General features: G+C 42.0%; 14 protein-coding genes. 8 read left to right on the top strand and 6 right to left on the bottom strand.

From position 1 onward, the window contains the following. Positions 1-144 precede the first annotated feature (144 nt). Positions 145-1,224 (top strand): ATP-dependent 6-phosphofructokinase, encoded by a 1,080-nt coding sequence (locus ACPZ3T_RS01815; RefSeq protein ID WP_490273291.1) that lies wholly within the window; start codon positions 145-147, stop codon positions 1,222-1,224. Positions 1,225-1,376: 152 nt separating this feature from the next. On the opposite strand, the gene ACPZ3T_RS01810 is transcribed toward ACPZ3T_RS01815, so the two are convergent. The 3 genes from ACPZ3T_RS01810 to ACPZ3T_RS01800 all read right to left on the bottom strand — a co-directional run bounded on the left by ACPZ3T_RS01810 (position 1,377) and on the right by ACPZ3T_RS01800 (position 2,900). Further along, positions 1,377-1,982 (bottom strand): pyridoxamine 5'-phosphate oxidase family protein, encoded by a 606-nt coding sequence (locus ACPZ3T_RS01810; RefSeq protein WP_490273290.1) that lies wholly within the window; start codon positions 1,980-1,982, stop codon positions 1,377-1,379. 41 nt (positions 1,983-2,023) lie between these two features. Continuing rightward, a complete protein-coding gene (locus ACPZ3T_RS01805; protein WP_490273289.1) occupies positions 2,024-2,629 on the bottom strand; it encodes a glutathione S-transferase family protein in 606 nt (201 codons plus the stop codon). 130 nt (positions 2,630-2,759) lie between these two features. Next, complete coding sequence (locus tag ACPZ3T_RS01800) at positions 2,760-2,900, bottom strand: hypothetical protein (RefSeq protein ID WP_490273288.1); 141 nt, start codon at positions 2,898-2,900, stop codon at positions 2,760-2,762. Positions 2,901-3,012: 112 nt separating this feature from the next. Here ACPZ3T_RS01800 and ACPZ3T_RS01795 point away from each other — a divergent pair, with 112 nt between their 5' ends. Together ACPZ3T_RS01795 and ACPZ3T_RS01790 are read left to right on the top strand one after the other, a co-directional pair. Next, the gene (locus ACPZ3T_RS01795) at positions 3,013-3,558 is read left to right on the top strand and encodes a TetR/AcrR family transcriptional regulator (RefSeq protein WP_490273287.1); all 546 of its coding nucleotides are present in this window, start codon (positions 3,013-3,015) and stop codon (positions 3,556-3,558) included. Between the two features lie 245 nt (positions 3,559-3,803). Continuing rightward, entirely contained in the window at positions 3,804-4,100 is a 297-nt protein-coding gene (locus ACPZ3T_RS01790; protein ID WP_490273286.1) for a hypothetical protein, read from the top strand. Between the two features lie 264 nt (positions 4,101-4,364). Here the strand turns inward: ACPZ3T_RS01790 and ACPZ3T_RS01785 are convergent, their stop codons facing one another. Together ACPZ3T_RS01785 and ACPZ3T_RS01780 are read right to left on the bottom strand one after the other, a co-directional pair. Beyond that, entirely contained in the window at positions 4,365-5,495 is a 1,131-nt protein-coding gene (locus ACPZ3T_RS01785) for a CO2 hydration protein (RefSeq protein WP_490273285.1), read from the bottom strand. Between the two features lie 213 nt (positions 5,496-5,708). After that, positions 5,709-7,157, bottom strand: coding sequence for an NADH-quinone oxidoreductase subunit M (locus tag ACPZ3T_RS01780; RefSeq protein WP_490277091.1), 1,449 nt, complete (start codon positions 7,155-7,157; stop codon positions 5,709-5,711). Here ACPZ3T_RS01780 and ACPZ3T_RS01775 point away from each other — a divergent pair. Next, complete coding sequence (locus ACPZ3T_RS01775; protein ID WP_490277426.1) at positions 7,078-7,341, top strand: hypothetical protein; 264 nt, start codon at positions 7,078-7,080, stop codon at positions 7,339-7,341. The two genes, ACPZ3T_RS01780 and ACPZ3T_RS01775, sit on opposite strands and share 80 nt — an antisense overlap. On the opposite strand, the gene ACPZ3T_RS01770 is transcribed toward ACPZ3T_RS01775, so the two are convergent. Next, on the bottom strand, positions 7,338-9,194 hold the full coding sequence (locus ACPZ3T_RS01770; RefSeq protein WP_490273284.1) for an NAD(P)H-quinone oxidoreductase subunit F: 1,857 nt from the start codon (positions 9,192-9,194) through the stop codon (positions 7,338-7,340). The two genes, ACPZ3T_RS01775 and ACPZ3T_RS01770, sit on opposite strands and share 4 nt — an antisense overlap. Positions 9,195-9,851: 657 nt before the next feature. Here ACPZ3T_RS01770 and ACPZ3T_RS01765 point away from each other — a divergent pair. The 4 genes from ACPZ3T_RS01765 to ccmM all read left to right on the top strand — a co-directional run bounded on the left by ACPZ3T_RS01765 (position 9,852) and on the right by ccmM (position 12,635). Then, positions 9,852-10,160: a carbon dioxide-concentrating mechanism protein CcmK gene (locus ACPZ3T_RS01765; protein WP_010995042.1), complete on the top strand. Its 309-nt coding sequence runs from the start codon at positions 9,852-9,854 to the stop codon at positions 10,158-10,160. A gap of 79 nt (positions 10,161-10,239) precedes the next feature. Then, positions 10,240-10,584 (top strand): carbon dioxide-concentrating mechanism protein CcmK, encoded by a 345-nt coding sequence (locus ACPZ3T_RS01760; protein WP_039748664.1) that lies wholly within the window; start codon positions 10,240-10,242, stop codon positions 10,582-10,584. 7 nt (positions 10,585-10,591) lie between these two features. Further along, positions 10,592-10,894 carry a beta-carboxysome shell vertex protein CcmL gene (gene ccmL / locus ACPZ3T_RS01755; RefSeq protein WP_490273281.1) on the top strand — a complete coding sequence of 101 codons (303 nt, stop codon included), beginning with the start codon at positions 10,592-10,594 and terminating at the stop codon, positions 10,892-10,894. 79 nt (positions 10,895-10,973) lie between these two features. After that, positions 10,974-12,635 (top strand): beta-carboxysome scaffolding protein CcmM, encoded by a 1,662-nt coding sequence (gene ccmM, locus ACPZ3T_RS01750; protein ID WP_490273279.1) that lies wholly within the window; start codon positions 10,974-10,976, stop codon positions 12,633-12,635. Positions 12,636-12,679 lie beyond the last annotated feature (44 nt).

The raw sequence follows: 12,679 nt of genomic DNA, 5'->3' as shown, positions 1-12,679 counted from the left end.
AATGTATTAACAGCCCTAAAAAACCGGGTTTCTTTTAGGATTTGCAAGAAACCCGGTTTTTAACCGAGGTGCAAGAATATGCAGACCGGAAATAAAGAGATTTGAATGATAACTGTTAACTGATAACTGTTCACTGTTAAAAATATGGGTAAAAGTAAGCGAATTGGCATTCTTACTAGTGGCGGAGATTGTTCTGGTTTGAATGCTGTAATTAGGGCTGTTGTTCATTGTGCTAGCGGTAAAGGTTGGGAAGTATTAGGAATTAAACAAGCAACCCTAGGCTTAATGGCACGCCCACCGCAATTTACAAAACTAGAAATTGAACAAGTTGATCCGGTGTTAACTTCCGGTGGCACAATGTTAGGCACTACCAACAAAGGAGATCCTTTTGCATTTCCAATGGCTGATGGTAGTATATGCGATCGCTCTGAGGAAATTATTGCAGGTTATCATCAACTAGGTTTAGATGCCTTAATTGGCATTGGTGGCGACGGTAGTTTGGCTATTTTGCGTCGTCTCGCACAACAAGGGGGCATTAACTTAGTTGCTATTCCCAAAACCATTGATAATGATATTGGCATCACCGAACACGCCATTGGATTTGATACAGCCGTCAATATTGCCACAGAAGCCCTTGATCGGTTACATTTTACCGCAGCTTCTCACAGTCGAGTCATGATTTTAGAAGTGATGGGGCGTGATGCTGGACACATTGCCATTGCGGCGGGAATTGCTGGGGGAGCAGATGTAATTTTAATACCCGAAATTATCTACAATCTAGACCAGATTTGCTACAAAATTAAAGAACGCCAGGAAGCAGGTAAAAACTATTGTTTAATCATTGTCTCTGAAGCAGTACGTACCCAAGAAGGTGAAATCCTCACCATGACTAATCGCTTGGGACAGTCTCGATATGGTGGTATTGGTGAATACCTAGCTGATAGAATTAGCGATCGCATCGGTGCAGAAACACGCGTCACCGTTTTAGGACACATCCAACGGGGTGGAACAGCTTCACCACTAGATAGACTAGTCGCCGCCGCCTTTGGTGTAGCAGCAGTTAACCTGATTGACGAAGGTAAATATGATTACATGGTAACTTGGCAAAATCGCCAGGTATTAAATGTACCAATTGCAGAAGCGATCGCCCAATATAAAGCCGTCAACCCAGAGGATACCTTAGTCAAAACGGCGCGTGGTTTGGGTATTTATTTAGGAGATTGATCAAGACTCATCGCCTAAATTAAGAGGGTGTGGGGTGTAGTGAACTCCATACTTAAAAGCAGAGAGAAGTCAACTTTGCGTAGTGGCAGGCTTCAGGGGAGAGAGCAGAGGGGAAAGATTTTCTCCCTTGCACCCTGCCCCCTGCTCCCCTGCTAATTTTTAGGTTGTTTACCTAATTTCCGTTCCAACTCTTGAATCCGCGCCTGAAGGGGAGCAATCATGGCTTCCACTTCCGCAACGCCATAGCGAATAGGAATGTGCTGCGGACAGTTTTCACTTACAGCTTCAACGTGAAAGAGAATCACACGTTCAATTTCTGCTGGGTAGTCGGGGACACGAACCTGATCAACTAAAGCTGAATCCCCTTCGATATATTCGGCTTTTCCCCAAATCTTGATGCGTTTGCGGTGACGATAATCCATCAAAAACAAAAATGCTTTGGCTTCTCCTGATAAGTTGCCGACGGTAATGTACTGTACATTTCCAGAAAAGTCAGCAAATCCTAGAGTTTTTTCATCCAAAACTTTCAGAAAACCAGGTGAACCGCCGCGAAACTGGATATAAGGATAGCCATTGGAACTGACTGTTCCCAAATAAAATCCGTCCAAGCGGCCGATAAATTCGGCAATTTGTGGGGTAATGGTGTCATTAGCAGGGCCATTGGCAATATAGCGTTCATAAGTCTGCCGTGAACCCCGTTCTAATTGTGCAGCCTGAACTTCAGGAGTAAAGGCAATTTCTCCAAATTTGCGTGGCATAGTTATTTTGGGATGTAAAGAAAAGTAAAAGGTAAAAATTATCACTTATCAATGCCAATCATTCCCACGAAACCGGGGAGATGTTTGACGCGATTAATCCAAGATTGAATATGAGGATAGGGCGCAAGGGAAATTTTGCCGTCGGGAGCAAGAGCAACATAGGGGAAGACAGCGATATCTGCAATTGTTGGATGTCCTAACTCTAGCCATTCTCGCTCTGCAAGATGGTTATTCAGTTGTGTCAGAATGAACTCTGATTTTTGATTTGCCCGTTCTATATTGATGCTAGTGGCTTTGAATAGGTGATACAAACGCGCTGATTCTGTCCCTTGCCGAATTTCTCCAGCCGTAGTTGATAGCCAGCGCATTACACGGCTCATCGGTTCTGCTTCTAGAGGCAACCACTGTTCTGAACCATACTTCCGTGCTAGGTAAACTAAAATTGCCTGAGCATCTGCCAAAATCGTATTACCATCAACTAAAAGCGGTACTTGTCCAAAGGGGTTGAGAGTCAAAAATTCTGGTTGTTTGTGCGCTCCTGCAAGTAAATCCACTTTCACCCATTCGTAATCTTTACCCAACAGCGAGAGCATTAATTTTGCTTTATAGCTATTACCGGATAGTTCGTGTCCATAGAGTTTGATCATGGCTTAGTTCTCCAAAATCAGGAATTTATTGATTGATTTTTTGCTTCATTTAGTTCGTAGTAAGGACTTTAGTCCTCTCATAAGGACTAAAGTCCTTACTACAAACCTTTAATTATTTACACCGTTCTACTTATCTGGTTGGCGGAGCTTGTTCAAAGGGGAGAAATTCGCGTTCTAGCGGGAATAGCACTGCTAAAGTACAGATTTCATCCCAACACCTAAATGTCTGCTTGACAGGTGGTTGAGGATCTCTGTCCTGAAATCGTTTCATAGGTACTCTTGGCTGTAATTACTGTACCGTTCGTTCGGTATATTGATACTTTATCGAACGTTCGGTACAATGTCAACAGATCAAACCAAAAATTTTTTGACGTTTTAAACAAATGCCCAAAGAAACGTATATTCCCTGCCTGTTACAGCTGTTTCGGCAGTATGGCTACGATGGTGCAACGCTGTCCAAGATTTCGGAAGCAACTGGACTAGGTAAGGCTAGTCTGTATCATCACTTTCCTGGGGGTAAGGATGAAATGGTAACGGCGGTGCTGGATTATTTGGAACAGTGGTTAGGAGAAAATATCTTGCCAGCACTTGATAGTGAAGGCGATGCTGTAACAAAATTGCGGCGGATGTGCGATCGCCTCAGCGAACTTTATGAACAGGGAGAGCAACCTTGTTTGTTTGCAATTTTGCTGTTAGGTTCAGCCCGTGATGTATTTCACGCCAAGGTAGAAGCGTTATTTCGTGGTTGGATAAATGCGATCGCCAGTGTGTTAATTGCAGATGGAATGGATCAGGAACTGGCTACACAGCGAGGGGAAGATGTGGCGATCGCCATTCAAGGTTCATTGATTCTCTCTCAAGCATTAAATAATCCATCGCTGTTTATGCGTGTTATCCAGCAACTACCCACAGAAATCTCTCGTCAATAGATGAATGATGGGGAATGGGGAATGGGGAAAGAAAAATGTAACTATTTATGCTCTATTTTTTATAAGTATTATTTTTTTATTCTGGAATAGCTGATTAATCAAGGCTTTAAATCCACTATTCAAAATTAAGCGTTGGTATAAAATATCTTTACATAAAGTAAAGTACCTTTACTGAGGTATAAATATACACTGGTGCAGGAAGCTAGAAGCAGATAATTTGTTGTGTATTTATTGTGTGTGTATCTATGAAATTCCGCCAACTATTCAAATTAACCGCCATTTCTGTTGTGATAGGATTCAGCCTGATATCTTCATCAAATACAGCACTCGCTGACTATTTAAATAGCGAAGGTGTAGGAGGTGAATATCGTTATGAATTATGGCAGAGCGATAATAACAATTATTATTTGAAAATTTGGTTAAGAGAAGCTAGTTCAGATAGCAGTCCATACACAACAACAAGACAATTTTCTTCTAGTAGAGATGCTCTGATTCATTTTGATTGCTATTACGCTAAAAGAAAGTTATCAGAATGTTCTTAATGGTGTCAATAATTAAACGTTTGTAGTAAGGACTTTAGTCCTTATGAGAGGACTAAAGTCCTTACTACGAACTAAATACAATTTTTTTTACATTACTAGCGAAGAACGCAGGAAAATAACTCTTGAAGTTATGTATTAGGATTGTTCAATTATTCGTCCAAGAGGTCTAATATTAAGAAGGAGAAAGCGATCGCTTTCCCCTATTGATAAATTCTTCAGCCTTCCCCCTCGTGAGTGGCAAGATTCCCTAAATCCTGCACTCTTTTACTTATTGACAGTCAATAACTGGGAAGTTTGTAACCTATCCATCCACTTTTCTAAATAAACTCGATTAGCCTCTTGCTCAGATGCGTTTTCAGTATCTGCCGGATAAGGCATCAATCCCAAAATCGCGGCTGTCGTCACACAAAACATAGATTTTTGGAAAGTCATACAAATCTGCACCCGTAAATCATCCTCACCTCGCAAACTGCGGCGATAAACTTCATGCAGATATTCTGGGAGATAATGACGCATATCCTGCATTAACAATGTCGGAGGAATACCTGCACCACCAATAGGCAATGGATCAGCGTATAATGCTCCATATTGAAATCGAGATTGATCTGGTGGAATTTGATAAGCTTGGGCGTTGTATGAAACTGTTCCCAAAAATGGAGTCCCTCTAAAAAATACTGCTTCTACATAAGGTACGGCGGTATCTGCTAAAAAAGTCAAACCTAAACTTTGAGGGATAATTTCATAGACTTTTTTATTAATTTTCACAGCATAGGTAATTGGCCTTAAAGCATCCGCTACTAACCCCGCTTTAATATGGTCTACAACTTGGGGAATCGTTTTAATTTCACCTCTGTCATAGCGGTCTGATAAGTTTAAGAAAATATCAGCCATTACCCGCCAAAATTGTCCTAAACCACTGTAGTAAGCCGAGACGCGTAAATGTTCAGTTAAAAAGTCGGGAAATAATTGATTCAAACCCATAATTGCAGGATTCATCGCAAATTTTGCTTTGATCACTGCTTGCGCTCTTTGTTGAAATTCTGGGGTATCTAAATAAGTATCTAAACCGCCGCCACCGTGCCACATCATGGCTTTCATGCAGTATTCAGCATACTCAAAATTAATTCGGTCATGCCACCAATGGCGCAGTAATTTTTGGAAATTAATTTCCCCATTAAAATATTTAAAAAAGGGAAAAAATACTAAAAATTGATGTTCAGCAATATAAATTAGATTTTTTGAGTAAGCATCCAGAACTACACCATAACTTTTAAGAATCCCTACAACTTCTAAGACATTGCCTGGATTATCTACTAGTAAAGCTTGTCCTGTTAGCAGGCGTTGAATATACTCCTCTAAGGGATTGCGATTTTGTTTTTTTCTAACAGTTACCATTTTAATTCTCCAAATAATAAAGATATTTTTTAAAATTATGTTTATTAATTACTAGACTGTAGTAATTCGTAATTCGTAATTCGTAATTCGTAATTAGGGAGTTATCGTAAAATGTGGGTTTTAGTCTTGTAGGGTGCGTCAGATATCAAAAATATATTTATTGAGAGCATTTAAGCTGTCTGACGCACCCTGCTACACCCCTACACCAAACATTTATTTTTGGCTTTTTGTCGCTTCTAAAGAGACAGTTGCCACTGTATGTTCTACGCTGACCATAGCAGTAACCGTGGGTTCAGTCCAACGTACTAACCAACCGGGTTGGATACCAAAAATGACAATTAAAGCAGCTAAGATAAAGGCAGGAGTGCGATCGCTCCAGTAAACTCTAGGTAGGGCAATAACTTGCTCAGATAATCGCCCGAAAAAGGCGCGGTTAACCAGAATTAAGAAGTAAACCGCCGTTAACCCTGTACCAATCATTGATAACAGGGTTTGTATGGGAAATACAGCGAAACTACCCCGAAATACAATAAATTCGGAAATAAACCCTACCATTCCCGGAGTCCCAGCACTAGCCATTACGCCGATAATTATTAGGCTACCAATTAAAGGCATACCCCGTTCTGGGTTCAACAGTCCGCGAATGATATTTAAATCACGGCTACCAGCTTTTTTATAGACAACCCCCACCAATAAAAACAGCATGGCAGAAATTAAACCGTGGCTAATCATCTGCATGACAGCCCCCAAGGTACTTAATGGTGTGGCGGCGGCGGCGGCTAGTAAGATATAGCCCATATGACCAATAGAACTATAGGCTACCATTTTCTTCATATCAGTTTGCGCGATCGCACAGGATGAGCCATACAACACACTCACCACTGCCCAAACCGCTAACCAAGGGGCTAAATATGCCCAAGCATCTGGTAACAAGTTCATGCCAAACCGCAATAAGCCATAAGTCCCCAGTTTCAATAACACACCAGCTAACAAGACGGAAATTGGTGTAGAAGCTTCAACGTGGGCATCTGGTAGCCATGTGTGAAAGGGAACTAGGGGCATTTTAATGCCAAATCCAATTAAAATTCCTCCTAGCAGTAGCAATTGGCTAGCTAATGGTAAAGACTGAGGATTAAATGCTGTTAAGGCAAAACTATTAGCACCACTGAGCCACACCATACCCAAGAAGCTAGCTAAAATCAGGATTCCTGAAACAGCAGTGTAAATCAGAAATTTTGTGGCAGCATAACCTCTTTTTGCCCCTCCCCAAATCGCAATCAGCAGATACAGGGGAATCAGTTCTACCTCGTAAAATAAGAAAAATAGTAGTAAATCTTGGGCAAGAAATGCTCCGGCTACTCCAGCACTCAACACCAAAATCATGGAGTAATATAACCGAGGACGTTGTAGAGATTCATCGGTGCTGTAGATAGCTATACCCGTCAATAATCCATTTAACAACAGCAAAGGCAAGGATAGCCCATCTATTCCCAAATTATAATTCAATCCCAACGCATCTATCCAGGGTAAAAATTCACTAAACTGTTGGTTAACTTCCCCTGGATTAAACTGGGTTGTCAAGATGACAGTCCACAAGCAAATAAATCCTGCAACTATTAAAGCAATACTCCGGGAGATTTTCCCATTTACGCCCGCAGGCAACAAAGCAACTAACAGCGCACCCAAGAAGGGGGCAAAAATTAAAGCACTTAACATAGAACTCAAGGGGAATGGGGTTAAGGGACTGGGGGCAGGGTGCAGGGGGGCAGGGGGCAGGGGGAGACAAGGGAGAAATATCCAATGCCCGATGCCCGATGCCCAATGCCCGATGCCCGATGCCCACTAAAAAGGCAATTTATCCAGTAAACCTAATGACCAACTAATGAAAAAGCCCAAGACGCTGACTACCGCTAGGATAGTTAACATATATCCTTGGGATTGACCGGAAATGCTGTATTTTAAGCCTTGTCCACTGAAAATAGCGGCAAAACCAACTAAGTTGACAAAACCATCGACTAAATAGCGATCGCTCCAAGCGGAAATTTTTGATAGTATGGCTACGGCACTGACTATAGTCAGGCGATAAATGCGGTCAATGTAAAAGTCGTAACCTAATAAGTCTTGCACCATACGCCAAGCCATAATTCTCGACCGTGACCAAGCTTTGTGCAGATATATACTTGACCCAATCACTACCCCAGCTACACTAGAGGCAACCAATACTAAAACCACATACCAATCAATACTTTCCCAAGCAGGTAGCAAGTACCATTGCTGTAGCATCAGAGGTAAGATTAAAGTCATGATGGTCAGGGATACCATTGGAAAAGCCATTGTCCAACCAACTTCCGGCGCACGACGGGTTTTTTGTTGCGGTTGACCCCAAAAGACTAATCTAAATACCCGTGTTAAGTTTAAGGCGGTTAACCCATTGACTAAGATTAAAATTGCAATCACCCAGGGGCTAACTCTCACTAAACCATCTGCCCAGGCTAGCATTGCCCAAAAACTACCCAGTGGTAATAATGTCACCATCCCCGCCGAACCGACGATAAAAGCTGTGGTAGTTGCTGGCATTCTTGACCATAAACCACCCATTTCTGTCAAGTCTTGACTGTGGGTAGTGAAAATGATTGAGCCTGAACTCATAAATAATAATGCTTTGGCGATCGCATGGGTCAATAGCAACATTAGGGCTACACCCCCCTGCTGCAAACCCACTGCTAAAAATACCAATCCCATGTAAGCACTAGTAGAATGAGATAAAGCCCGCTTAATATCAGTTTGTGCCAGTGCTACTAAACTCGCTCCCACGGCTGTGACACTACCTATAACTAGTAAAGCGTTCAATGCTATAGGTGAGAGAGCCAAAATCGGTTGTAGTTTGTACAATATATAAGCACCACCCGCTACCACCAAGGAGTTCCGCATCACAGAAGCTGGGTTAGGGCCTTCCATTGCTTCATCTAACCACATATGTAACGGAAACTGAGCGCATTTACCAGAGGGGCCAGCAATCAAAGCCAAACCTAATAATGCTGAGGTGACTGGGTTTAAATTCGCTGTTTGCGCCCACTCAGATAAATCCGAGAAATTTAAACTACCCGCTAAGTTAGAAAGGGTTACTACTGCCATCAGTAGTAATAAATCTCCCACCCGTTTTGTCCAAAACGCATCTCTGGCTGCTGTTACAACTAAAGGCTGTGCATACCAAAATCCCACCAGCAAATATGTTGAAAGGGTCAACACTTCTAATAGTACGTAGCTGAGGAATAAAGAATCACTGACAGCTAAACCACTGAGTGCAGCTTCAAAAAATCCCAGCAGTCCAAAAAACCGTGCTAAAGCCCAGTCCTTTTCCATGTAACCTAGAGCATAGATTTGCGCTAGTAGACTCAGCCCTGTAATTAATACTGTTGCTCCAATACTAACTGGTGAAATTTCCAAGGCAAAGGATAAATTTAAATCCGCCGCTTGCAACCAAGTAATGACCCAGGTTTCTTGTTCTCTGTTCCAAATATCCTTAAATACTAAGAGACTATGAGTAAAAGCTAAAAGGGTAGTCAACAAGTTAAAATACGCCGCAGGTCTTGGCCCTGTTCGTCGGATTATACCCATACTCCACGGCAACGTGATCAGTGCGCCTATCAAACTATAAAAAGGCATACACCAACTTGTTGCAAATAGAAACTCGTTCATTTATATTTCCCTTCCAGACCCAGCTTTAAATTTTCTTAAAACCCTTAATACAATCATTTACTACCAAAAATAAACTATCCTAAAAACTCTGCTTTTTTTAATTTTTTTGCTGAAACTCTTAGATGAGTATTTTTTCCTGATTATCCCCTACAAAAATTACTATTAAAATCAATCTGATTTATGGTAATGGATGGGGAGCTTGCATATTTTATCTGGTTTAAACTCTCAGTTTCTACCTTGAAAACCTCAGTTTATACAACCTATTTAAAAAACTTATGTGTTTTGCAAATAGTTTTTATCCTGACTAGAAATTACGGGAAAACCAGAGACGGTAAAATCTCCAGACTCAGAGCTTTCCTTGCCAGACAGGATTGGGCTTGACTATAAATATCTTTTGCTAAATGTAATAAAAAAATTATAAAGCACAAGTGGTTACTCTAGTAATCCATAAACTTTGATTAAATAGATCACAGGTACAAATTTTTGTTAAGTTTTTTAAAACTTTTTTATTATAAACTATTATACTAATTTATATTGCCAGAGATGCCAAGCTTTCCTATGCTTAGTTTGGGAGTGTTTTTGTAGCTCAAGATCAGCTTCCCCGTGCAAAATTTCAAACCGTAGTAGAGATTGGATTAATTTTTTAGGAGATATGGGATGCCAATTGCAGTTGGAATGATTGAAACTAAGGGATTTCCCGCAGTAGTAGAAGCAGCTGACGCGATGGTGAAAGCTGCACGCGTAACTCTGGTAGGATATGAAAAAATCGGTAGTGCTAGAGTCACCGTAATTGTGCGGGGAGATGTCTCTGAGGTACAAGCCTCAGTAGCAGCTGGAATTGAAGCAGCCAGAAGAGTAAATGGTGGTGAAGTGGTATCTACACACATCATTGCCCGCCCCCACGAGAACTTAGAATACGTGTTACCGATTCGTTACACGGAAGCTGTTGAACAGTTCCGTACCTAAAAGCTGAGTAGAAAAACTCATGAACGGGGTTGCCTTCTTGAGCATCAAAAGATAAAAACTGTATTCAGGAATCAAAAGAATGTCAATTGCAGTAGGAATGGTAGAAACGCTAGGCTTTCCCGCAGTAGTAGAAGCAGCAGATGCGATGGTGAAAGCTGCTCGTGTTACTTTAGTAGGCTACGAAAAAATTGGTAGTGGTCGGGTGACAGTCATTGTCAGAGGTGATGTATCCGAGGTACAAGCTTCTGTAGGCGCAGGGGTAGAATCAGTAAAGCGCGTTAACGGTGGACAAGTGTTGTCTACACACATCATTGCGCGTCCCCATGAAAACTTAGAGTATGTTCTCCCAATTCGTTATACGGAAGATGTAGAACAATTCCGGGAAAATGTGAACGCGATTCGTCCCTTCGGCAGAAGACCATAATTAAGTAATGCAAATTGCCAAAGTACGTGGCACAGTAGTTAGCACACAAAAAGAACCTAGTCTCAGAGGTGTCAAACTACTGTTGTTGCAATTAGTAGATGAAGAAGGCAACCTCCTGCAAAAATACGAGGTAGCAGCAGATAACGTAGGTGCAGGAGTGGACGAGTGGGTGCTGATTAGTCGTGGTAGTGCGGCGCGTCAAGTACCTGGAAGTGAGCAGCGTCCTGTGGATGCAGCAGTGGTGGCGATAATTGATACTATTTACGTAGAAGATCGTCTTATTTACAGCAAAAAAGATCAATACAGGTAGTCAAAAGTCAACAGTCAAAAGTTAAAGTTTTATTGACTTATTGGCTATTGACCAAATCTTAATCAGGAGGAATCTCACGATGGCAGTCCGCAGCACGGCGGCTCCCCCAACCCCGTGGTCAAGGAGTTTAGCGGAACCAAAAATCCATGAAACCGCATTTGTACACTCTTTTTCCAACATTATTGGGGATGTCTCTATAGGTGCAAATGTAATTGTTGCTCCGGGAACTTCAATCAGAGCCGATGAAGGTACACCATTTTATATTGGAGAAAACACCAACATTCAAGATGGTGTCGTAATTCACGGCTTAGAGCAAGGCCGAGTCATTGGTGATGATGACCAAGAATACTCGGTTTGGGTTGGGAAAAATGCTTCTATTACCCACATGGCATTAATTCACGGGCCAGCTTATGTTGGAGACAATTCATTTATTGGCTTTCGCTCCACAGTATTTAATGCCAGGGTAGGAGAAGGCTGCATTGTGATGATGCACGCTTTGATTCAAGATGTAGAAATTCCTCCTGGTAAGTATGTACCTTCTGGGGCAGTTATCACCACCCAACAGCAAGCTGACCGCTTGCCGGATGTCCAAGAACAAGACGAAGAATTTGCTCATCACGTCATAGGGATTAACCAAGCTCTGCGCGCTGGATATTTATGTGCTGCTGATACTAAGTGTATTGCACCCATTCGCGCCGAGAAAGCTAAATCTTATACAAGTAATAAACTTAATGTCATAGAGATAGGAAGGAGTAGTGAAGTGGCAAGCAACAGCCTGGGTGCAGAAACCATAGAGCAATTACGCTATTTATTAAACCAAGGTTATAAGATTGGCTCAGAACACGTAGACCAAAGAAGATTCCGTACAGGCTCTTGGACTAGCTGTAAACCCATTGAAGCTAGAACAGTAGGAGAAGCAGTAGCAGCATTAGAAGCCTGTCTAGCAGACCACAGTGGTGAATATGTGCGTCTGTTTGGAATTGACTCTAGTAGACGACGGGTATTAGAAACCATTATTCAGCGTCCTGATGGTGTAGTTCAAGGCTCTACAAGTTTTAAAGCACCAGCAACCCAGACAAACGGTAGCTATAACGGTAACGGCAGCAGCTATAGTAACGGATCTGGTAGTGGTAGACTACCGGCACAAACCGTGCAGCAAATTAGCCAACTCCTGGCAAATGGTTACAGAATTGGCACAGAACACGTAGATGAGCGACGCTTCCGTACTGGCTCTTGGAATAGTTGTAAACCCATAGAAGCCACTTCAGCCAATGAAGTAGTTTCGGCTTTAGAAGAATGTATAGACAGCCATCAAGGTGAGTATGTACGTTTGATTGGCATTGATCCCAAAGCCAAACGACGGGTATTAGAAACCATTATCCAACGTCCCAACGGTCAAGTTACACCCTCTAGTAGCCCCAGATCAGTAGTGAGTGGATCAACAGCCACAGCCACAGCCACAGCTACAGCTACTAGCACTCGTTTGAGTTCTGAGGTAGTAGATCAAGTCCGGCAGATTTTAACTGGTGGCTATAAGATTAGCATCGAACACGTAGACCAAAGAAGATTCCGCACAGGTTCTTGGAGTAGTACAGGTGTAATTTCAGCTAATTCCGAAAGAGAAGCGATCGCTGCTATAGAATCAGCATTAGCCGAATTTGCAGGTGAATACGTCCGCTTAATTGGCATTGACCCCAAAGCCAAACGGCGAGTCTTAGAAACAATTATTCAGCGTCCATAGTAGTGCTGAGTTAAAAGTGTTGAGTTGTGAGTAGTCAGTGCAGT

The organism is Aliinostoc maniaoense (genome assembly GCF_058172895.1).
Note: the sequence above shows the minus strand (reverse complement) of the source record. Positions and strands in the feature narration are given on the sequence as shown.